Consider the following 20,888-nt stretch of genomic DNA (forward strand, 5'->3'; position numbering starts at 1 on the left):
CTCCTGTCGCAGCTGCCGTACAGGAGGAGTTATTCATGTTTGCCAATTTGTTGCGCGCCCGCAAGGCTGCCGCCCGCCTTTTCACTCTTTTGACGATTGTATTCGTCGCTGCATGTGCCGCGCCGGGTGCGGTCGGGATCAACCAGAATACAGGTCAGCGGATTGATCCGAATGCACCCGTCCAAGTGGCGCTGCTGGTGCCAGGCGGATCCACGGCAGGGTCCGACCGCTTTCTGGCGGCAAATCTTGAAAACGCCGCGCGCATGGCAATTGCAGACCTGAACGGTGTCGACATCGACCTGCGGGTTTACAACACGGGGTCTGATCCGGCGCAAGCATCAGTCATCACAGCGCAAGCCCTTGAAGAAGGTGCGAAAATCATTCTAGGCCCGCTGTATGCGGATGCTGCGAACGCTGCCGGTCTTGCGGCCGCAAGCCGCAACGTCAACGTGTTGACCTTCTCGAACAACCCAAAGATTGCGGGTGGTAATGTGTTTTTGCTGGGTGCGACGTTCGACAATACCGCGCGCAGACTGGTCAACCACGCCGCCCGGAACGGGACAACCCGGTTTGCCATCGTTCACGGCAACGATGAAGGTGGGCAGGTTGGCCGTGATGCGATTGCAACCGCCGTGCGCAGCAGCGGTGCCCAACTTGCCGGTGTGGAAAGCTATGCGCTCTCCCAGCAAGGCATCCTCGAAGCGACGCCACGGATTGCATCAACCATCAATGCGACCGGTGCCGATGCGGTCTTTCTGACCGCCGGTGTCAACGCAGACCTGCCGATCATCGCAACGTCCTTGCCAGAAGCGGGCATCAACCCGGCTGACACACGCTATATCGGACTGACGCGCTGGAACGCGTTGCCGCAGGCGCTGTCCCTTCCAGGTGTTCAGGGCGGCTTGTTTGCACTGCCCGACCAGTCGATGGTGGCAAATTTCGAAAGCCGCTATCAGGGTGTCTATGGCGACGCGCCACATCCGCTGGCCGGCCTTGCCTATGACGGAATCGCGGCAATCGGCGCCCTCGTCGCCGCCGGTGATTCCAATGCTTTGACCAAGCAGGCACTGACCACCCGCCAGGGTTTTCAGGGAACCAGCGGCATCTTCCGCCTGCTGCCGAACGGTCTGAACGAACGCGGTCTTGCGGTCGCCGAAGTGCGCAACAACCGCGTCGTCATAGTTGAACCGGCACCTCGCTCTTTCGGGGGGTCCGGTCTCTGATCGTCAAAACCGGGCAAAAAGCCATGACCAACATCAAAACGCCGGACAGTTTTCTCTGTCCGGCGTCTGACATTTTCGACCATGCCGCCACGCGAGAGGCGCTCGGCTTGGCAATTGCAGACTGCACTGATGCCAAGGACGTCCGCAAGGCGGCCATCAGTGTGCTGCAGCGCGCACAGGTGCGTGGGCGCGAGGCGATCAAAGCAGCGTTTCTTGAACAGCCATTCGCATCGCATAAAACAACGACCGCCTATTCATGGCTGACCGACCAGCTGGTCATTTCAGCAATTGAGGTTGCCAAGACAACGCTTCACAAACTTCCGAACCCGACCGAGGCTGAAAAACTAAGCGTTATTGCTGTCGGCGGCTACGGACGAGGAGAGATGGCCCCGCATTCCGATGTCGATCTACTTTTCCTCACCCCCTACAAAATGACGCCTTGGGCAGAAAGCGTGATCGAGTCCACGCTTTACATGTTGTGGGATCTCAAGATGAAAGTCGGCCACGCCAGCCGCACGATCAAGGATTGCATCCGACTTGCCCGCGAGGATTACACGATCCGCACGTCGTTGGTCGAATACCGCTATCTGACAGGCGACGCCGAACTCGCCAGGAAACTTGGCAAACGACTCTGGGATGAACTTTTTTCAACCACGGCAAGCGACTTCATCGAAGCCAAGCTTGACGAGCGCGACGAACGACACCGCAAGCAGGGTGGGCAGCGCTATGTGGTCGAACCGAATGTGAAGGAAGGCAAAGGTGGTCTGCGCGATCTTCAGTCACTTTTCTGGATCAACAAATACCTTCATGGCGTTCAACAGGCACGAGACCTGATCGAATTTGATGTATTCTCGGCAGACGAATATGAAACGTTCAAACGGGCGCATAATTTCCTGTGGGCCGTGCGCTGTCATCTGCACCTTATCGCCGGCCGTGCCGTCGATCAGCTGACGTTCGACATGCAGGTGCTGGTGGCCGAATTGATGGGCTACGAAGACAAGGGCGGGCGGCGCGCGGTCGAACACTTCATGCAGGACTACTTCCGCCACGCGACCCGCGTGGGAGAGCTGACACGCATCTTCCTGACAGCACAGGAAGACGCCCGCACAAAGCCCGAGCCGATGCTGGTGCGTCTGCTGAAACGGCGCAAACGGGCAAAGCCGCCATACGCCATCAAGCAGAACCGGATCACGGTAGACGATGAAAAGGCATTCCTGTCGGACAGTCTGAACATGCTGCGCATCTTCGAAGAGGCATTGCGCACCGGCACGCTGATCCACCCGGACGCGATGCGCCTTTTGGCGGCCAATCTAAATCTGATCGATGATGAAATGCGCAACGACAAGGAAGCCAACAAGTTGTTCCTTGGCCTGATGTTGAAACACGGCAATCCGGAACGCGCGTTGCGACGCATGAACGAACTTGGCGTGCTCGGCGCTTTCGTCCCTGAATTCGCGCATATCGTCGCGATGATGCAGTTCAACATGTATCACAAGTACACGGTCGACGAGCATATCATTCAGACGATCTCGAACCTGCACCAGATCGAACAGAAAGAACTGATCGAAGAACTTCCGATCGCGTCCGGAATCCTCGAAAAAGGGATCAATCGCAGGGTGATCTATGTTGCCTTGCTGCTCCATGACATCGCCAAAGGACGGCACGAAGACCATTCCATTCTGGGCGCACAGATGGCCCGCAAGATCGCACCGCGCTTCGGGCTCAGCAAGAAAGACTGTGACACCGTGGAATGGCTGATCCGCTATCACCTGCTGATGTCGGACACGGCCCAGAAACGCGACATCGCCGAACCGCGCACCGTGCGTGGTTTCGCGAACGCGGTGAAATCGGTCGAGCGGCTTGACCTGCTGACAGTGCTGACCGTCTGCGACATCCGTGGCGTTGGCCCTGACACGTGGAACAACTGGAAAGCGGTTTTGATCCGCAACCTCTATCGCGCGACCCGCAGTGCACTTGAAAACGGGCTCGAAGACGTCAACCGCGAAAGCCGCGAGGCAGAGGCCAAGCGGGCCTTGCGCGAAACGCTGGACGGCTGGGACGCAAAAGACCTCAAGACAGAGGTCGGGCGGCACTATGGCCCCTATTGGCAGGGTCTGCCGCCCGCAACGCATATCGTGTTTGCGAACCTTCTCAAGGATATCACTGATAGCGAAATTGCGATTGATCTGATGCTGGATGACGACCGCGATGCGACACGCGCCTGTTTCGCGATGGTCGATCACCCGGGGCTTTTCAGCCGTATGGTCGGTGCCCTCGCGCTCGTCGGGGCAAACATCGTGGATGCGCGCACCTACACGACCAAGGACGGATATGCGACCGCCGTCTTCTGGGTCCAGGATTCCGAAGGCCACCCTTACGAGGCCTCACGCCTGCCCCGGCTTGAACAGATGATCAAGAAAACGCTCAAGGGCGAAGTGGTGGCCCGCGATGCCATCAAGGACCGCGACAAAATCAAGAAACGTGAGCGCGCTTTCAAGGTGCCGACAAACATCACCTTCGATAACGAAGGGTCGGAAATCTACACGATCATCGAAGTCGATACCCGCGATCGTCCAGGACTTCTGTTCGATCTCACACGAACTTTTGCACATAACTACGTTTATATCGCGTCAGCTGTGATCGCGACCTATGGTGAACAGGTCGTGGACACATTCTATGTGAAAGACATGACAGGCATGAAATACCACGCCGAACACAAGCGGGCATCGCTTGAACGCAAACTGCGCGAAGCCATCGCCCAAGGTGCGGAACGCGCAGAGTCATGAAACCGATCCGTCTCATGGCCGGGTTCCTGACCGTTGGCGTCTGGACATTGCTGTCACGCGTCCTCGGCTTCGTGCGCGATATCATGATCGCGGGCTATCTCGGGACAGGACCCGTCGCCGAAGCGTTCTTGGTCGCCTTCTCGCTGCCCAATCTGTTCCGCCGTTTCTTTGCAGAAGGGGCGTTCAACATGGCCTTTGTGCCGATGTTCGCCAAAAAGTTGGAAAACGGCGAAGACCCCAAAAAATTCGCGCAGGACGCGTTTGTTGGCATGGCGTTCATTCTCACGGTTCTGACGGTTGTCGGCATCGTCTTCATGCCCTTGCTCGTTTCTGCCATTGCCAGCGGTTACATATATGACGAACGCTTCGATCTGGCGGTCTCCTACGGGCGGTGGGCGTTTCCCTACATCCTATTTATCTCACTCGGAGCATTGCTATCAGGCGTTCTGAACGCGACGGGGCGGTTCATGGCCGCTGCTGCCGCCCCTGTGTTGCTGAACATCATTTTCGTCATCGCAATGTTGATCGCAGCATCGCTCGATACACCGGACCAATCCCGCACGATTGGGCAATGGCTGGCCTACGCCGTACCCCTCGCGGGGATCGCGCAAGTCACGCTGGTTTGGTTTGCCGCACGGCGCGCCGGTTTCACGCTGCTGCCCGGCATGCCAAAGCTGACACCGGAACTCAAACGGCTCGCCATCATCGCCGCACCCGCAGCACTGGCAGGCGGGGTCGTACAGATTAACCTGCTCGTTGGCAGACAGGTCGCCAGCTATTTTGAAGGGGCGGTTGCATGGCTGAACTATGCAGACCGACTTTACCAACTGCCATTGGGCGTTGTGGGCATCGCCATCGGGGTTGTGCTGTTGCCGGATCTGTCGCGCCGTCTGCGCGCCGGGGATACCGCAGGCGGGCGCGATGCGTTCAACCGCGCCTCTGAAATCAGCCTTGCACTGACAATTCCGGCCTCCATCGCGCTGATCGTGATCCCGATCCCGCTGGTCAGCGTTATGTTCCAGCGTGGCGCATTTACATCCGATGACACGATGGCCACCGCATTCGCCGTCGCAGTCTATGGCCTTGGGCTGCCCGCCTTTGTTCTGCAAAAGGCTTTGCAGCCGCTCTATTTCGCGCGCGAGGATACAAAGCGCCCATTCTACTATGCAATGGCCGCGATGGTACTGAACGCTTCACTGGCGATTGGGTTGTCGCCGGTGGTCGGTTTCATTGCAGCAGCAATCGGCACAACCGTAACGGGCTGGGCAATGGTTGTTCTGCTGTGGCTCGGATCACGCGACATGGGCGAAGCCGCGCGACTGGACGACCGGTTCAAGACGCGCATCTGGCGGATCATTCTGGCGGCAATCGGCATGGGTGTCGTACTTTGGGGCGCGCAAGTCATCCTGGGCCCGTTCTTTGGCGTGCCAACGCTGCGCTACGTCGCGCTTGCCGTGCTGGTTCTGATCGGGATCGTCAGCTACTTCGGTCTGGCACAGATTTTCGGGGCGCTTCGGCTTGGCGATGTCAGGCGCGCGCTGCGGCGCTAGCGGCGGCGCATACGCGCAACAAATGCCTGCCAACCGCCAGGGGCAAGCAATGGTGCCACCGCAAAGCCCGAAAAGAATCCTGCCAATTCCGCGATCCACTGCGGGGTCGATCCGAACGCGATGCCGTAAAATAGCTGCAATCCCAGCAGAAATCCGATCAGACGAAAGGCCGCCAGCTGGTTCTCGCCCGACTCTCCGAGGCGCAACCAGATCAGGTAGGTATAGGCCCCGATCAAACCATAGGCAGCTGGGTATGCACCGATCAGCGGCACAAAGCCTGACAGGAACAGGCCATAGACAAGCGCACCAAAGGCCGCGGTAAAGAAGAACAGAAAGCCGGTGGCGAAGTTCCCGAACGCATCTCCGACAAACTTCCCAAGTGCGAGCGTCAGAACCATCCCGAACATTGCGTCCAGAAAGGACGCGTGGACAAATGAAAACGTGACGAACCGCTTGAGGACCTCGAAAGAATAATCGCCGCGCACAAAGACCAGTTCGGACACCGACGGGGCAAATGCATAGCTGCGCACCGCTTCCAGCCGCCACCCAATCGCGCCGGGCCCGCCAATCAAACCCTGCGCCCCGGCCGTGAAGATCAATTCGACGACAACGATGATCAGGACAAGGGCCACGACCACGGGTGGCAATGCGTTAAAGGGGCTTTGGTTATCCATGATTGGACCTGTTGAAACTCGAAACGACCTCTGGCATGGGTAGCGGGCGTTTTTGCAGATGACCACCCCGGATAGACCAATGACCCAAGCCACTTTCACCCCCCGCGTCTTCTCTGGCATCAAGCCGTCAGGGGGGCTGCAGCTTGGCAACTACCTTGGCGCGATCAAGCGGTTTGTCGGCATGCAGGGCGAGATGGAAACCATCTATTGCGTTGTCGATCTGCACGCGATCACCGTCTGGCAGGACCCGCAGGAGCTGGCACGGGGCACGCGCGAAGTCGCTGCTGGCTATCTTGCAGCGGGACTTGACCCGACAAAATCCATTCTGTTCAACCAATCCCAAGTCGCCGCCCATGCAGAACTTGGCTGGATCTTCAACTGCGTCGCCCGCATGGGCTGGATGAACCGCATGACCCAATTCAAGGACAAGGCGGGAAAGAATGCGGAGAACGTCTCGCTCGGGCTGTATGCCTATCCGTCACTGATGGCAGCCGACATCCTGCTTTACCACGCAACCCACGTTCCCGTGGGCGAAGACCAGAAACAGCATGTTGAACTGACGCGCGACATCGCAGCGAAATTCAACCACGACTACAAAACCGACTTCTTCCCGTTGACCGAGCCGGTCATCGGCGGCCCTGCCGCGCGGATCATGAATCTGCGCGATGGCACCAAGAAAATGTCGAAATCCGGCGAAAGCGATATGGAACGCATCAACATGCTTGATGATGCCGACACGATCGCCAAAAAGTTCAAAAAAGCGAAATCCGATCCCGAACCGCTGCCCGAAAACGTCGAAGGGCTGAAAGACCGGCCCGAGGCACGCAACCTCGTCGATATCTACGCGGCTCTGAACGATCAGACACCAGAACAGGTCATCGCTGAATTCGGCGGTGCTGGATGGGGCAAATTCAAGCCCGCGCTGGCCGATATGGCCGTCGCCAAGCTCGCCCCGATCTCGGGCGAAATGAAGCGGCTGATGGATGATCCGGCTGAAATTGATCGCATTCTGGGTGAAGGCGCTGCAAAGGCGCGCGAGATCGCGGAACCGATCCTGAAAAAGACATACGACATCGTCGGGATGCTGCGCAGCTAAGGCACGGCTCAACGCAACACGATCAGGATCGTAATGCGATCAACTGCACCGTCCGGTAGCCCCCTTTTCACCTTCCCGTTTTCCCCCTAGCCTGCCGCAAAAGGGAGGGTGGCATGGCGACCGGACAAAACATTCGCACATACTTTGACGGGACTTGGCACGATGGCGATGTGGCCATCATGCGTGCCGCCGATCACGGGTCATGGCTTGGCACGACCGTGTTTGACGGTGCACGTTTCGTGAACGGCAAGACACCCGACCTTCACGCCCACTGTGCGCGGGTCAACCGATCCGCCAAGGCGCTGATGATCACGCCCACCGTCACGACCGACGACATGGTCCAGATCGTGCGCGAAGGGCTCAAGGCCTATGCGCCTGACACTGCCGTCTACATACGCCCGATGTATTGGGCGCTTGATGGTGGTGATCTCGGGATCGTGCCCAAGGAAGGCGCGACCGGTTTTGCGATATGCCTCGAAGAAATCCCGATGGCCGCCCCCACGGCCGCGACGACCCTGACCACGACACGGTTCCGCCGTCCGGTCATGGAAAACAACGTCGTGAACGCAAAAGCAGGATGTCTCTACCCCAATAACGCAAGGATGCTCGCCGAAGCCCGCGCCAAAGGTTTCGGAAATGCCCTTGTGGCCGACATCATGGGAAATGTGGCTGAAACAGCCAGTGCGAATGTATTCATGGTCAAGGATGGGATGGTATTTACACCTATTCCAAACGGCACGTTCCTCGCCGGGATCACCCGCGCACGTCATATCTCCAACCTCGCCGCAGACGGGGTGAACGTGCACGAAACCGTGCTGTCCTTCGACGACTTTCGCGAAGCGGACGAGGTTTTCCTGTCAGGCAATATGATGAAGGTCACGCCGGTGACGGCCTTTGATGACCGCAACTACCAGATCGGGCCGCTAACCAAACGGGTGCGCGAAATGTACTGGGATTGGGCTGCCTCTGACGCCGACTGATCTATGATCCGCGCACTGGACCCCGCACTAGACCTTGACCGCGTGCATGCGTTCTACCGCGATGCGCCGGACTATTGGGAACTGGCAGAGGGCCGCGTGCCCGGCCTGCACAAAGCACGCGACTTCTTCACGGATGGACCACCGGGCTGTGATCCGGCAAACAGTCACCGGCTTGGTTATTTTCTGGATGATCGCCTGTCCGGCCTCGCAGAACTGTCCTTCGGCTTTCCCGCACAGGGTGACGCCTACCTCGGCCTGATGATGCTTGGCCCTTGGGCGCGGTCCGCCGGCTATGGGCAGGTCTTTCTGGCGCATATCGTGGACCTCGCGCAGAAGGCTGGGTCGCCATATCTTTTTCTCGCTGTTATGGATAGCAACCCGCGGGGTGCGGCATTCTGGGCGCGGCACGGTTTCTTGCCGACTGGACACAGCGGACAAATGCAGGTCGGTGACAAGACGCAAGTGCTCCATCGGCTTGTCAAACCTCTCTGACGACACGGCCGGGCCAAGCACGCATATCCGATGAACCTTGCCAGTGACGGCGGGTTGCGACAATGTGACGGAAAGCCAAACAGGGAACCAGTGATGCGCAAGTTTATGGTTGTGCTTGATGACAGCCGCGAATGTCTGAACGCGATGCGCTTTGCAGCGATGCGCGCGGCCCATACAGGAGGCGGCGTGACTGTCCTGTCTGTTATCAGCCCCGACGAATTCAACCACTGGATCGGTGTCGGCGAAATCATGCGTCAGGAAGCGCGCGAGCGTATCGAGGTGCACTACGAGGTCTTTGCCAAGTGGATGCGCGACAAGCAGAACGTCGAACCCGAACTTGTCATCCGCGAAGGCGAAGTCGTTCCTGAAATCATGGCACAGGTGCAGGAAGACCCCGAAATCGGCGTGCTCGTACTTGGCGCAAGTACCGACGGCAAGGGACCCGGCCCACTTGTGACACAGCTGACCCGGCAGGCGGGAAATCTGCCGATCCCTGTCACGATCGTTCCGGGCGACATGTCTAAGGAACGGCTCGAAGCCATCACCTGAACTATGCAGACTTCTCCGGTTTAGAATAATTCTAAACCTTGACTTACGGGGAGTGGATACGCATATTCAAATCCTGACAGAAAAGGTTGGTCCGATGTTCATTCAAACCGAATCCACACCAAACCCGGCGACGCTGAAATTCCTGCCCGGACAAACTGTCCTCGAAGTGGGGACTGCGGATTTCCCAACGGCCGAGGCGGCAAGCAGCTCACCGCTCGCGCAGCGCATCTTTGCGGTCGATGGGGTGACGGGGGTCTTTTTTGGCGTCGATTTCGTGACGGTGACAAAGGCCGACGGTGTTGAATGGGACCACATCAAACCGGCGATCCTTGGCGCGGTCATGGAACACTACCAGTCTGGCCAATCGGTGATGGCGGATGATCACAAACCAGCCTCCGGCCATGCCGAACACACAGGCGAAGACGGCGAAATCGTCAGCCAGATCAAGGAATTGCTCGACACGCGCGTCCGCCCTGCCGTGGCGCAGGACGGTGGTGATATCACATTCCACGGCTTTGACCGCGGGATCGTCTATTTGCATATGCAGGGTGCCTGCGCTGGCTGCCCGTCATCCACATTGACCCTGAAAATGGGCATCGAAAACCTGCTGCGGCATTATATCCCCGAGGTGATCGAAGTCCGCCCCGTCGCAGCATGAGCGGCGACAAGATTCCCGTCGAGAACGTCAATGTCCCCGGACACGTGACAAACGTCGATGCGGCCAAATACACTGCCATGAAAGACGCGATGCTGAATGTCATGTCTGACAAGGGCATGACCGCCAAAGACATCAAGGAAGCGGCCAAAGCGCATCTGCCAGACGATTTGTTCCCCGGTGGCGCGACGTCCGGCTGGTGGCAGAAATGCGTGCAGCTTGATCTGGAAGCAAAGGGTGTCGTCAAGCGACACGCCACCAAGCCGCTGACATTTTCCAAGGCATGACTCCGCCCGTCATTCTGGCTTTTGATACCGCGGGTCCGCATTGCGCAGCCGCACTCTGGCGCGATGGACACGTCATCGGCTCCCGCCATGAGGAAATGAAGCGTGGCCAGGCCGAAAGGCTGATGGTCCTCATCGAAGAGCTTTTAGGCGAAAACCAGATTACATGGGCAGATATCGGATTGGTCGCTGTCGGGATCGGTCCGGGCAACTTCACCGGTATCCGCATCAGCGTTGCAGCAGCCCGTGGGATTGGGCTGGGTTGCGGCATCCCTGTCATGGGCGTTTCGCAATTCGAAGTTTCGCGCGGTCCGGACAGTCCGAATTTACGGGACGCATCGGTCGCATCGGTGCCGGGACCGCGCGACAGCGCATATGTGCAAGAATTCTGCGACGGTAAGCCCGCAGGGCCACCAACCATATCTGAAAACTGCATGTCTCTGGTCGCCGCACACGCACCAGCCCCAACAATTGCGCAAATCGCGGCCCAGCGATGGGCCGCAGGCGAAACCACCCCAGACCGCCCTGCCCCGCTTTATGTACGCGCCGCCGATGCCGCACCTCCACGCGATCTGGCACCGGTCATTCTGTCGTGACTCCAGACGCCTTGGCAAAGACACACGCGGTCTGTTTTCCGCCGACGCTCGCTTGGGATGCGGCGCGGTTTCAAACCTACCTTGCGCGGGACACAACAGTAATCACCGGCAGCGCGGACAGCTTCGTGCTTGGAACTTTACTGCTCGATGAGGCCGAAATCCTGACCATCGCCACCAACCCAATGCAGCGACAGCGCGGCTTGGCCCGTGCGGCGCTACGGGACTTTACTGACAGATGCGCGAAACGCGGTGCGGCAAAGGTATTTCTGGAAGTCGCCGCAGATAACGCTCCGGCGATCGCGCTTTACGTCAGTGCAGGCTTCGCACAGGTCGGGCTACGGCAGAAATACTACCAACGGGCAGACGGCACGCATTGTGACGCGCTCGTCCTGCAATTGGACCTGCCGCAGCGTTAACGGTCAAAACATAGCGAAAACAATGTGGAACCCGCCGAAACCGACAAAAATCGGTTGACGCTTCCGCGCAGGCGTTGCCTTATCTTGCAATGATCCGACAAAGATCGGCTCGCTTTCATGGGGGTGGCGCGCGTGTTTGCACAAAAGACCCCCCAACATTCGACCTGGGAGACACCAATGACATTTATGAAAACCATGCTCGGCGCGACAGCCGCAGTGGCACTGACTGCTGGCGGTGCGCTTGCTGAACCTGCCGTGATCTTCGATCTTGGCGGCAAGTTCGACAAATCGTTCAACGAATCCGCGTTCAACGGCGCACAGCGTTGGGCAGAAGAAACCGGTGGCACATTCGCAGAGGTCGAACTGACATCGGACGCACAGCGTGAACAGGCGCTGCGCCGCTTTGCCGAAGACGGCAAGAACCCGATCGTCATGGCGGGTTTTGCCTTTGCTACAGCCCTCGAAGAAGTGGCCGGCGACTATCCTGACACCAAATTCCAGATCATCGACATGGTCGTTGACCAGCCGAACGTCCGCTCGATCGTCTTCGCAGAAGAGCAAGGGTCCTACCTTGTCGGCATGGCCGCTGCGATGGCCGCTGAAGGTGGCACCATCGGCTTTATCGGTGGTATGGATATCCCGCTGATCCGCAACTTTGCTTGTGGCTATGCCCAGGGTGCAAAAGCCGTAAACCCGGACGTCACCGTGATCGCCAACATGACCGGCACAACGCCTGCCGCATGGAACGATCCGGTGAAGGGTTCCGAACTGACGCTCGCGCAGATTTCGCAAGGCGCTGAAGTCGTCTATGCCGCTGCTGGCGGTACGGGTGTCGGTGTGCTGCAGACCGCAGCCGACGAAGGCATCCTGTCTATCGGCGTGGACAGCAACCAGAACTATCTGCACCCCGGTCAGGTCCTGACCTCCATGCTCAAGCGCGTCGATAACGCTGTCTATGACGCGTTCACAGCGGGAACAGAGCTCGAGCCGGGCTTCAACGTCATGGATCTCTCTAACGAAGGTGTGGGATATGCGGTTGACGAAAACAACGCGGACCTGATCACGGCTGAAATGACTGCGGCACTGGAAGACGCGCAGGCAAAGATCGTCGCGGGCGAAATCTCTGTCCACAACTACAACAGCGACGAATCCTGCCCGGCGCTTGAATTCTAAGGCACCGACGTAGGCCAACACGAACAGGGCCGCGCTTTTTTCGGAAAGGCGCGGCCCTTTGCATTTAGGAGGACGAGACCATGAGCGATCCAATCGAAACGTTCTTTGACGCCTGGGGTATGTCCGACGATGCGGCACGTGCAGACGCAATCGCATCTGTTTATGCCGACGGCGGAACCTACACCGACCCGCGATCACCCGATACGCTGTCGGGCGCGGCAATCGCGGAATACGTCAACATGTTCAGCGCCAATGCGCCGGGATGGTCAGCAAAGGTGGTCAAATCCGACAGCATCGGCGGGGTAATCCGGACGACCGTCGCCTTCGGCGGCAAAGGCCCTGACGGGTCGGATATGGTGCAGCACGGCCAATATTTCGCAGATCTTGCAGATGGCAAGATCACCCGCATGGTCGGATTCGTCGGAACGGGCGCACCTGAATGAACGACCAAGCGCCTGCCATCGAACTCAAAGGGATCTCCAAAGCCTTCGGACCCGTCCAAGCCAATAAGGATATCTCGATCCGCGTCATGCCCGGCACGATCCACGGGATCATTGGCGAAAACGGCGCGGGCAAATCGACGCTGATGTCGATTCTGTACGGGTTCTATAAGGCCGATAAGGGCGAAATCTTTATCGCAGGCAAGAAAACGACAATCCCCGACAGCCAGGCCGCGATTGCGGCAGGTATCGGCATGGTGTTCCAGCATTTCAAGCTGGTCGAGAATTTCACAGTGCTGGAAAACGTGGTGCTTGGGGCCGAAGATTCCGGCCTGTTGAAACCGTCACTCAACCGCGCGCGGCGCGAGTTGAAGGCACTGGCCGAAGAATACGAACTGAACGTTGATGCAGACGCATTGATCGAAGATATCGGCGTGGGGATGCAGCAACGCGTTGAAATCCTCAAAGCACTCTACCGCAAGGCTGACATCCTGATCCTGGACGAACCCACCGGCGTGCTGACACCGGCAGAAGCAGACCAGTTGTTCCGGATTCTTGGACGGCTCAAGGAAGAAGGCAAAACAATCATCCTGATCACGCACAAGCTGCGTGAAATCATGGACATCACAGATACCGTCAGCGTCATGCGGCGGGGCGAAATGACCGCAACGGTCAAGACGTCAGAAACCTCTCCACCCGAACTGGCCGAATTGATGGTCGGTCGCAAGGTGCTGCTGCGAGTCGAAAAGAAACCCGCGCAGCCCGGCAAGACAATCCTTGAAGTGAAGGACCTGCACGTCACCGACAACAAGGGCGTGCATCGCATCAAAGGCGTCAGCTTCAAGGTTCACGCGGGCGAAGTTCTGGGCATCGCGGGTGTTGCCGGGAACGGCCAGTCTGAACTGCTCGAAGTGCTGGGCGGATACGAAAAAGCAACGGGTGAAGTCATCGTTAATGGCGAACCCATTGATCTGACCGGTGCGCATTCGGATGGTCAGTCGCGCCGCGCGCGCGGGATCGGCCACGTCCCCGAAGATCGGCAGCGCGAAGGCCTGATCATGGATTACACGGCGTGGGAAAACACAGCCTTTGGCTACCACCATGACGCGCGCTATCAAAAAGGTCTCTTGATGGACAATAGCGCGATCTATCAGGACACCGTGGGAAAGATGGAACGCTTCGACGTGCGCCCCCCTGATCCAAAGTTGCAGGCGAAAAGCTTTTCAGGGGGCAACCAGCAGAAAATCGTGCTGGCCCGTGAAATCGAACGCAATCCCGATCTTCTTCTGATCGGCCAGCCTACACGCGGCGTCGATATCGGCGCGATTGAATTCATCCACCAGCAAATCATCGCTCTGCGCGATCAGGGCAAGGCGATCCTGCTCGTCTCGGTCGAACTGGAAGAAATTCTGGCACTGTCCGACCGCATCGCGGTGATGTTTGACGGTCAGATCATGGGCGAACGCATGCCCGACCAAACCGACGAAAAGGAACTGGGGCTTTTGATGGCCGGGATGACCAGTGCGCCAAAAGACAAACCGCTGCATGAAGCGGTCGAAGAAAACCTCGCCTTTGCAGGCGGCGATGCAAGCAAGGAGGTCTGAGAATGGATGCGATGCCAAGATGGGCCGAAGTCGTACTGGTCCCGCTGATCAGCCTGTTACTTGCCATGGTGATTTCGATCTTCGTGATCATCGCGATCGGTGAAGACCCGTTCAACGCCTTGGGTATCATGGCGGATGCGTCGCTGGGCTCAACACAAGGGATTGGCTACACGCTCTATTACGCCACGAACTTCATCTTTACGGGACTGGCCGTCGCCGTCGCCTTCCACGCCCGCCTTTTCAATATCGGCGGCGAAGGGCAAGCAATGCTGGGTGGTGTCGGTGTCGCGACGGTCTGCCTCTACTTCCCCTTGCCGCATTGGACGATTGCATTGGTGGTCGCAGCCGCAGCCTCGGCACTGCTGGGTGCGGCGTGGGCCGCTATTCCCGCCTATCTTCAGGCCAAGCGGGGCAGTCACATCGTTATCACGACAATCATGTTCAACTTCATCGCATCAGGGCTGCTCGTCTACCTGCTGCGCGAAGTTTACAAACCCGACGGGTCCATGGAACCCGCCTCGCCACGATTTCCCGAACCGACGCATTTACCCAGCTTCGAAGATATGGCCAATGCCATTGGCTGGGATGCCTTCACATCCTCGCCCGCGAACATCACCTTCTTCGTGGCCTTGCTGGCATGTTTTGCCATCTGGCTACTGATCTGGCACACGCGGCTCGGCTATGAAATCCGCGCGCTCGGGCATTCGGAAACCGCCGCGAAATACGCCGGGATCAATCCTGTCAAACTGACAATGATCGCAATGCTCATTTCTGGCGGTCTGGCTGGAATGATGGCGATCAACAACGTCATGGGCGAAGCAGAACGGCTGGTCCTGAACGCCACCGAAGGGGCCGGTTTCATCGGGATTGCGGTCGCGCTGATGGGGCGCAACCATCCGGTCGGGATCATCATCGCCGCCGTCCTTTTCGGGATGCTTTATCAGGGCGGGGCCGTACTGGCGCAGGACACCAGCATTCCGGTGCAGATGATCGTCGTCATTCAGGCGCTGGTCATCATGTTCACAGGGGCGCTTGATAATCTTGTGCGCGCGCCGTTGCAGCGGGTGTTCCTGTCGATGCGGAAGGCGACGTAACCATGGATAACTTCTACACCATCGTTCAGCTCGGCGATGCAACGATCCGGATGGCGATCCCGCTATTGCTGGCGTGCCTCGCGGGTCTGTTTTCCGAACGCGCCGGAATTTTCGACATCGGGCTGGAAGGCAAAATGCTGGCAGCCGCGTTTCTTTCGGCGGCAGTCTCTTTCACAACAGGGTCGGTCTGGATAGGCCTGTTCGCAGGGATCGGCGCGTCGATCATGCTCTCGATTGTGCACGGCATCGCATCCATCACCTTTCGTGGAAACCAACTCATTTCGGGGGTTGCAATCAACTTCCTTGCCGCTGGTCTGACAGTCGTGATTGCAGGTGGCTGGTTCGGACAGGCCGGGCGTACACCGTCGTTGTCAGGGGCGGCCCGTTTTGACGGGATCGACTTTCCCGGCGCGTTGACACGTATCCGTGACATGCGTGATGCAAGCCCGGGGATGCAGTTCTACTCTGAACTCATCTCGGGTCACTCGATCCTCGTCTACATTGCGTTTGTCGCAGTGCCACTGTCATGGTGGGTGCTTTACCGTACGCGTTTCGGATTGCGACTGCGCGCAGTCGGCGAAAACCCCGCCGCAGTTGATACGGCCGGGATTTCTGTCGTGCAGTTGCGGTTCGCCGCCGTCATCATCTGCGGTGTCCTTTGCGGCATTGCCGGTGCTTACCTGTCAACGGCCGTTCAGGCGGGCTTTACCAAGGACATGACAGCCAATCGGGGGTTCATTGCACTTGCCGCACTCATCTTTGCCAAATGGCGGCCCTGGCAGGCGCTCGGGGCCTGCCTGTTGTTCGGCTTCTTCTTCGCTATCGAAGCGCGCTTTTCGACCATCTCGATGGACGCGATCTGGGTGATCCTTCTGCTGGTGCTGCCGTCGGTCTTCATGATTTTCTATGCAGTCCGACGCGACAAAATCGATATGGCGGTTCTTGGCGGACTGTCGGCCGTGCTGATCGCAATCGCGCTGATGACCTGGATCGGGGCCGCCTCGGGCGAGGGGATCGGGATGCTGACGGGTCTGTTTGAAACGGTACGCATTCCCAACGACTTCATCAAATCGCTGCCCTACATCCTGACTGTGGTGATTCTGGCGGGGTTCGTGGGCAAGGCCATTCCGCCGCGCGCGGGTGGCGAACCTTATGTCAAGGAACGCTAGCAGTCTCAATTTCGGGCTGGTTGCCGCGGGCTGTTAAGTCCAGCGCGCGGCAACAATAGCACCAATTTAAAGGATTTGCTGCAGTTGCACAGTATTTCCCCGTTGTGGGGTTTGACTAACGGGACGATAAGGTTTCTTGTGCAGGAAAGCGGCCAAGCCTTGCCGGGATAGCTCATGCAGATTTACCTTCCAATCGCCGAAGTTTCGGTGAACGCCTTTCTGTTATTGGGATTGGGTGGGATCGTGGGAATCCTGTCCGGTATGTTCGGCGTCGGCGGTGGATTCCTGATGACGCCGCTCTTGTTCTTCATTGGCATCCCCCCGGCTGTTGCCGTAGCGACCGAAGCAAACCAGATCGTCGCCTCATCCTTTTCCGGCGTGCTTGCGCATCTCAAACGAAAGACCGTCGACTTGCGAATGGGGACCGTCCTGCTTGTGGGCGGTCTGATTGGCGCGGCACTGGGTGTCTTGGTCTTCAACTACCTGAAATCGCTGGGTCAGGTCGATCTGCTGGTCAAGCTTTGCTATGTCGTATTCCTCGGGATCATCGGCGGGCTGATGTTCCTGGAAAGCCTGAACGCTATCCGCAAATCAAAAAAGACGGGCGGCAAGATCCCGACGCGACGCAAGCACAACTGGGTGCACAACTTGCCCTTCAAAATGAAATTCCGTGTTTCGGGGCTTTATATTTCAGTCATCCCGCCCCTGCTTGTCGGGGTGCTGGTCGGTGTGCTGGCCGCGATCATGGGCGTTGGGGGCGGTTTCATCATGGTGCCTGCCATGATCTATCTGCTTGGAATGCCAACCAAGGTCGTCGTTGGCACGTCGCTGTTCCAGATCATTTTCGTGACCGCATTCACCACGATGCTGCACGCCACGACAAACTACACCGTCGACGTGATGCTGGCAGTCCTGCTGCTCGTCGGTGGCGTGATCGGGGCACAGATCGGCACGCGGATCGGCACGCGAATGAAAGCAGAACAGTTGCGCATCCTGCTGGCGATCATGGTTTTGGCCGTCTGCGGAAAGCTGGCATTCGATCTGCTTGTGGAACCATCCGAAATCTACACACTGGGCACAGAGGGGCACACATGATCCGCCTGCTGATCCTGCTCAGCGTGCTTGCACTGCCAGCCAAGGCCGAAGAGATTGTACTCGGCCTCAGCCAGGATGAGGTGGCAATCACCGCGACGTTCGACGGTTCAGACCTGCTGATCTTTGGTGCAATCAAGCGTGACGCACCGACAGCCGCAGGAGAGCTTGGGGTGATCGTGACCGTCGCAGGGCCGGATACACCGGTCACCGTCCGGCGCAAGGAACGGCGCTTTGGAATCTGGGTGAACACCGACGTGGTGAATGTCGATGCGGCACCATCCTTTTACGCCGTTGCCAGCAGCGCACCACTGTCCGATATCCTGACCGCCACCGAAGACATTCGCCATCGCATCCGGACACCGCAAATGGTGCGCAGCGTCGGTGCTGATGTCATGGACGCCGGCAATTTCAATCGCGCCCTGATCCGGATTCGGGCAGGACAAGACCTGTTCCAGAACCTCGAAGGAAAGGTCGATTTCGAGGAAGATACCCTGTTCCGCGCAGCGATCAGCCTGCCCGCAAACCTGACGGAAGGCGACTACCAGACACGGATCTTTCTGACGCGCGACGGTCAGGTGGTCGATATTTACGACACGAACATCCCCGTGAAAAAGGTCGGGCTAGAACGTTGGCTTTATAACCTCGCCCACGACAACCCGTTCTGGTACGGGCTGATGTCGCTGTCGATCGCGATTGCGGCGGGATGGCTTGCATCTGCGGCCTTTGCGCTCTTGCGCCGCTAACCGCGCCCGATATGGGGCATCTTCGTCGCCATGATCATCATAGATTGGACATTCGCCTCTGAAGGCAGGTTCGCCATGTGCAAAACGGCCTGGGCCACATCGGCCACATCCATCGTAGGCAAAGGGTCCAGCCCCTCGGCCTGCCGCTTCTTTTCAAGATCACGGACAAGATCGGTACGCGCATTCCCGATATCAATCTGACCGCAAGCAATGTTGAACGGGCGTCCGTCCAGCGACAGGGTTTTCGTCAGACCGCTGACACCATGCTTGGTCGTCGTATAGCAGACAGACCCTTCACGCGGTGTGTGCGCTGAAATCGACCCGTTGTTGATGATGCGCCCACCTTGCGGGGCCTGCTTGCGCATGACCTTGAACGCCTCTCGCGCGCACAGGAACATGCCGGTCAGGTTCACATCCAGCACGGCTTTCCAGTTATCTAGCGGGATTTCATCAATCGTGGTCTGCGGACCGAACATGCCCGCATTGTTGAACAAGACATCCAAACGTCCAAACGACGCAAAGGTGTTCTGCACAGCAACTTCAGAGGTCACATCACACGGCAAAGGCACGGCCGTGTCATACATACGCGCGAGATCTTCCAACCGGTCGGCCCGCCGCGCCACCAGTCCCACGCGCCAGCCATCTTCCAGAAATGCCTCTGCCGTCGCCAATCCGATGCCGCTGCTGGCACCGGTAATGATGATTGTCTTCATATGTCCTCGCTCCGTAGTTCCAGCGGTGCAGCGGGCACCACCAAATCATCAACGCGCAATTCATCCTGCGGCAGGGCAAGACGATTGCGCACGACCCAGCGTAGCTGGTTTTCAGCGCGGGTGATCGCGACATAGGCCAATCGTTTCCACAACGGCTGACCTGCCTCGACACGTCCCATCCGGCTTGCAGCGTTAATATCCGGCGCAAAGACCTGCACCGTATCCCACTGCGACCCTTGGGCCTTGTGAATGGTCACGGCAGCCCCGTGCAGGAACGTTGCCCCCATCTTGGCGGCAAAAGGAATGAATGGTTCCTCGTCGCCATCCTGCTCGATCTTGACGATACTGGCAGCACTGACCTGCGGGTCTTCGGCCCCCATGACGTGCAAACGGCTAAAACCCGGCTTGCGACCCGGCCCCAGATAGATGACTTGTGCCCCCTTGATGAGGCCGCGCGCCTCCAGATCAAGGCGCTTCTTGCGGTGCTTCATGGGCAGTTCCAGCCCGTCACAGATTAACGGCTCGCCTTCGCGCAGTTCATCATCCGGTGCCTTGTAAGCGGCGCGAAACGCATGGATCAAACGAATGCGCGTCGCGTTGCGCCAGACCAGACAGGGGGATCGGGCCATCAACTGCGCCTCGACACGCTGCGCCATGACCACGCGTTCATCCTTTTCGGCCGCTTCGGCGATCAGCTTTTCGAAGGCGTAGAAATCGATCTGCGGATCGGCAAGCGCGTGGGCAAGGTCAAGAATGGGGTTATCTGCCGTCTGCCTGTGAATGCGTTCAAGAGTCAGAACCCGCTCTGCCGGAAGACTTTCGAAAACCATCCCACCTTCGGACTGCACGGGGGGCAGCTGTGCCGGATCGCCAAACAGGATCAGCGTGGGAAAGATCTCTTGCAGGTCTTCAAATTGCTTTTTGTCCAGCATCGAGGATTCATCGACAAAGCCGATATCCAGCGGTTCTTCCCGCCGCTTCCATCCTGTGATGAAATCGCTGCCACGCAGGCCTGCAGCGGCCAAAGCGGCCGGCACGGATGTGTTCGCCTGATAGGACGCATAGGCGCGATCAAGCGCGATGTCGGTCAGGCCTTCAATCTCTGGCCGCTCTCCCTGCCCGGCCAGCCACTCCGCGACCTTCTCGTATTCAGGATCATAGACCGGCGTATAGAGAATACGGTGGATCGTGGTGGCAGGCACGCCACGGGTACGCAAAACGCTTGCCGCCTTGTTGGTCGGTGCAAGGATGGCCAGCGTGCGACGGTCGCGGCGCTTCTTGCCTTCATAGTCACCGGACACGATATCGACGCCGGCGTCTGCCAAGGCTTTGAAAAGCCGCGCAAGCAGCATCGTCTTGCCGGAACCGGCCTTGCCGACGACCGCCATGACAGAGGTCGCTTCGGATTTCGGCGGTTGCAGCAGGCTGTCATCCAGATCGACACCAGCCTGCCGCAAGGCCAATACGACACTGTCCCAGGCCTCGGCCTGGTCTTCGGAAAATACGATCGCGGGAGAGCTGGATGTCATGCGGGCAACCTATCCGCCCCCGCGCCT

21 protein-coding genes are annotated in these 20,888 nt (G+C 58.4%); 18 read left to right on the forward strand and 3 right to left on the reverse strand.

Annotated elements, in window-relative coordinates; genetic code table 11:
• Positions 1-35: 35 nt before the first annotated feature.
• From BMY44_RS09840 to murJ, 3 genes are read left to right on the forward strand one after another with little or no spacing between them, the layout of a single operon-like run.
• Positions 36-1,223, forward strand: coding sequence for a penicillin-binding protein activator (locus BMY44_RS09840; protein WP_089993366.1), 1,188 nt, complete (start codon positions 36-38; stop codon positions 1,221-1,223).
• Positions 1,224-1,246: 23 nt separating this feature from the next.
• Positions 1,247-4,009 carry a [protein-PII] uridylyltransferase gene (locus BMY44_RS09845; RefSeq protein WP_089993368.1) on the forward strand — a complete coding sequence of 921 codons (2,763 nt, stop codon included), beginning with the start codon at positions 1,247-1,249 and terminating at the stop codon, positions 4,007-4,009.
• Positions 4,006-5,559: a murein biosynthesis integral membrane protein MurJ gene (murJ, locus tag BMY44_RS09850; protein WP_089993371.1), complete on the forward strand. Its 1,554-nt coding sequence runs from the start codon at positions 4,006-4,008 to the stop codon at positions 5,557-5,559. Before BMY44_RS09845 ends, murJ begins: the two co-directional genes overlap by 4 nt.
• Here murJ and BMY44_RS09855 read toward each other — a convergent pair.
• On the reverse strand, positions 5,556-6,233 hold the full coding sequence (locus BMY44_RS09855; RefSeq protein ID WP_207510505.1) for a rhomboid family intramembrane serine protease: 678 nt from the start codon (positions 6,231-6,233) through the stop codon (positions 5,556-5,558). The two genes, murJ and BMY44_RS09855, sit on opposite strands and share 4 nt — an antisense overlap.
• A 79-nt stretch (positions 6,234-6,312) precedes the next feature.
• Between BMY44_RS09855 and trpS the strand changes: the two genes are divergently transcribed.
• The 15 genes from trpS (at position 6,313) to BMY44_RS09930 (ending at position 18,619) form a co-directional block, all read left to right on the forward strand.
• Entirely contained in the window at positions 6,313-7,329 is a 1,017-nt protein-coding gene (trpS, locus tag BMY44_RS09860) for a tryptophan--tRNA ligase (protein WP_089993373.1), read from the forward strand.
• 113 nt (positions 7,330-7,442) lie between these two features.
• A complete protein-coding gene (locus tag BMY44_RS09865) occupies positions 7,443-8,309 on the forward strand; it encodes a branched-chain amino acid aminotransferase (protein WP_089993375.1) in 867 nt (288 codons plus the stop codon).
• A gap of 3 nt (positions 8,310-8,312) precedes the next feature.
• Positions 8,313-8,801, forward strand: a complete 489-nt coding sequence (locus BMY44_RS09870; RefSeq protein ID WP_089993377.1) for a GNAT family N-acetyltransferase — start codon at positions 8,313-8,315, stop codon at positions 8,799-8,801.
• A 93-nt stretch (positions 8,802-8,894) separates the two neighbouring features.
• Positions 8,895-9,350 carry a universal stress protein gene (locus BMY44_RS09875; RefSeq protein WP_089993380.1) on the forward strand — a complete coding sequence of 152 codons (456 nt, stop codon included), beginning with the start codon at positions 8,895-8,897 and terminating at the stop codon, positions 9,348-9,350.
• 94 nt (positions 9,351-9,444) lie between these two features.
• Positions 9,445-10,008, forward strand: coding sequence for a NifU family protein (locus tag BMY44_RS09880; protein ID WP_089993383.1), 564 nt, complete (start codon positions 9,445-9,447; stop codon positions 10,006-10,008).
• Positions 10,005-10,292: a DUF6958 family protein gene (locus BMY44_RS09885; RefSeq protein ID WP_089993385.1), complete on the forward strand. Its 288-nt coding sequence runs from the start codon at positions 10,005-10,007 to the stop codon at positions 10,290-10,292. Before BMY44_RS09880 ends, BMY44_RS09885 begins: the two co-directional genes overlap by 4 nt.
• Entirely contained in the window at positions 10,289-10,885 is a 597-nt protein-coding gene (tsaB, locus tag BMY44_RS09890; RefSeq protein ID WP_089993388.1) for a tRNA (adenosine(37)-N6)-threonylcarbamoyltransferase complex dimerization subunit type 1 TsaB, read from the forward strand. Before BMY44_RS09885 ends, tsaB begins: the two co-directional genes overlap by 4 nt.
• On the forward strand, positions 10,882-11,301 hold the full coding sequence (locus BMY44_RS09895) for a GNAT family N-acetyltransferase (RefSeq protein WP_165611814.1): 420 nt from the start codon (positions 10,882-10,884) through the stop codon (positions 11,299-11,301). The genes tsaB and BMY44_RS09895 overlap by 4 nt, the downstream gene beginning before the upstream one ends.
• 177 nt (positions 11,302-11,478) lie before the next feature.
• Positions 11,479-12,474, forward strand: a complete 996-nt coding sequence (locus BMY44_RS09900) for a BMP family lipoprotein (RefSeq protein ID WP_089993393.1) — start codon at positions 11,479-11,481, stop codon at positions 12,472-12,474.
• 80 nt (positions 12,475-12,554) lie between these two features.
• Positions 12,555-12,917, forward strand: coding sequence for a nuclear transport factor 2 family protein (locus BMY44_RS09905; RefSeq protein WP_089993396.1), 363 nt, complete (start codon positions 12,555-12,557; stop codon positions 12,915-12,917).
• A complete protein-coding gene (locus BMY44_RS09910; RefSeq protein ID WP_089993399.1) occupies positions 12,914-14,518 on the forward strand; it encodes an ABC transporter ATP-binding protein in 1,605 nt (534 codons plus the stop codon). The genes BMY44_RS09905 and BMY44_RS09910 overlap by 4 nt, the downstream gene beginning before the upstream one ends.
• A gap of 2 nt (positions 14,519-14,520) precedes the next feature.
• Complete coding sequence (locus BMY44_RS09915) at positions 14,521-15,612, forward strand: ABC transporter permease (protein ID WP_089993402.1); 1,092 nt, start codon at positions 14,521-14,523, stop codon at positions 15,610-15,612.
• 2 nt (positions 15,613-15,614) lie between these two features.
• Positions 15,615-16,781 (forward strand): ABC transporter permease, encoded by a 1,167-nt coding sequence (locus BMY44_RS09920; RefSeq protein WP_089993404.1) that lies wholly within the window; start codon positions 15,615-15,617, stop codon positions 16,779-16,781.
• A gap of 174 nt (positions 16,782-16,955) precedes the next feature.
• On the forward strand, positions 16,956-17,876 hold the full coding sequence (locus BMY44_RS09925) for a sulfite exporter TauE/SafE family protein (RefSeq protein ID WP_089993407.1): 921 nt from the start codon (positions 16,956-16,958) through the stop codon (positions 17,874-17,876).
• Positions 17,873-18,619 (forward strand): TIGR02186 family protein, encoded by a 747-nt coding sequence (locus BMY44_RS09930; protein ID WP_089993410.1) that lies wholly within the window; start codon positions 17,873-17,875, stop codon positions 18,617-18,619. The genes BMY44_RS09925 and BMY44_RS09930 overlap by 4 nt, the downstream gene beginning before the upstream one ends.
• Here the strand turns inward: BMY44_RS09930 and BMY44_RS09935 are convergent.
• Positions 18,616-19,332 (reverse strand): SDR family oxidoreductase, encoded by a 717-nt coding sequence (locus BMY44_RS09935; RefSeq protein WP_089993414.1) that lies wholly within the window; start codon positions 19,330-19,332, stop codon positions 18,616-18,618. The two genes, BMY44_RS09930 and BMY44_RS09935, sit on opposite strands and share 4 nt — an antisense overlap.
• Positions 19,329-20,861 carry an ATP-dependent DNA helicase gene (locus BMY44_RS09940; protein ID WP_089993417.1) on the reverse strand — a complete coding sequence of 511 codons (1,533 nt, stop codon included), beginning with the start codon at positions 20,859-20,861 and terminating at the stop codon, positions 19,329-19,331. The genes BMY44_RS09935 and BMY44_RS09940 overlap by 4 nt, the downstream gene beginning before the upstream one ends.
• Positions 20,862-20,888: the final 27 nt, after the last annotated feature.

It is taken from the genome of Cognatiyoonia koreensis (assembly GCF_900109295.1).
Classification (GTDB): domain Bacteria; phylum Pseudomonadota; class Alphaproteobacteria; order Rhodobacterales; family Rhodobacteraceae; genus Cognatiyoonia; species Cognatiyoonia koreensis.

Bases quoted from the DNA above. Each gene is read 5' to 3' on its own strand.
- BMY44_RS09870 (WP_089993377.1), top strand. From the start codon at position 8,313: ATGATCCGCGCACTGGACCCCGCACTAGACCTTGACCGCGTGCATGCG.
- BMY44_RS09855 (WP_207510505.1), bottom strand. From the start codon at position 6,233: ATGGATAACCAAAGCCCCTTTAACGCATTGCCACCCGTGGTCGTGGCC.
- BMY44_RS09880 (WP_089993383.1), top strand. From the start codon at position 9,445: ATGTTCATTCAAACCGAATCCACACCAAACCCGGCGACGCTGAAATTC.
- BMY44_RS09940 (WP_089993417.1), bottom strand. From the start codon at position 20,861: ATGACATCCAGCTCTCCCGCGATCGTATTTTCCGAAGACCAGGCCGAG.
- tsaB (WP_089993388.1), top strand. From the start codon at position 10,289: ATGACTCCGCCCGTCATTCTGGCTTTTGATACCGCGGGTCCGCATTGC.
- BMY44_RS09900 (WP_089993393.1), top strand. From the start codon at position 11,479: ATGACATTTATGAAAACCATGCTCGGCGCGACAGCCGCAGTGGCACTG.
- BMY44_RS09920 (WP_089993404.1), top strand. From the start codon at position 15,615: ATGGATAACTTCTACACCATCGTTCAGCTCGGCGATGCAACGATCCGG.
- BMY44_RS09865 (WP_089993375.1), top strand. From the start codon at position 7,443: ATGGCGACCGGACAAAACATTCGCACATACTTTGACGGGACTTGGCAC.
- trpS (WP_089993373.1), top strand. From the start codon at position 6,313: ATGACCCAAGCCACTTTCACCCCCCGCGTCTTCTCTGGCATCAAGCCG.
- BMY44_RS09915 (WP_089993402.1), top strand. From the start codon at position 14,521: ATGGATGCGATGCCAAGATGGGCCGAAGTCGTACTGGTCCCGCTGATC.
- BMY44_RS09935 (WP_089993414.1), bottom strand. From the start codon at position 19,332: ATGAAGACAATCATCATTACCGGTGCCAGCAGCGGCATCGGATTGGCG.
- BMY44_RS09925 (WP_089993407.1), top strand. From the start codon at position 16,956: ATGCAGATTTACCTTCCAATCGCCGAAGTTTCGGTGAACGCCTTTCTG.
- BMY44_RS09845 (WP_089993368.1), top strand. From the start codon at position 1,247: ATGACCAACATCAAAACGCCGGACAGTTTTCTCTGTCCGGCGTCTGAC.
- BMY44_RS09910 (WP_089993399.1), top strand. From the start codon at position 12,914: ATGAACGACCAAGCGCCTGCCATCGAACTCAAAGGGATCTCCAAAGCC.
- BMY44_RS09930 (WP_089993410.1), top strand. From the start codon at position 17,873: ATGATCCGCCTGCTGATCCTGCTCAGCGTGCTTGCACTGCCAGCCAAG.
- BMY44_RS09905 (WP_089993396.1), top strand. From the start codon at position 12,555: ATGAGCGATCCAATCGAAACGTTCTTTGACGCCTGGGGTATGTCCGAC.
- BMY44_RS09840 (WP_089993366.1), top strand. From the start codon at position 36: ATGTTTGCCAATTTGTTGCGCGCCCGCAAGGCTGCCGCCCGCCTTTTC.
- BMY44_RS09875 (WP_089993380.1), top strand. From the start codon at position 8,895: ATGCGCAAGTTTATGGTTGTGCTTGATGACAGCCGCGAATGTCTGAAC.
- BMY44_RS09885 (WP_089993385.1), top strand. From the start codon at position 10,005: ATGAGCGGCGACAAGATTCCCGTCGAGAACGTCAATGTCCCCGGACAC.
- murJ (WP_089993371.1), top strand. From the start codon at position 4,006: ATGAAACCGATCCGTCTCATGGCCGGGTTCCTGACCGTTGGCGTCTGG.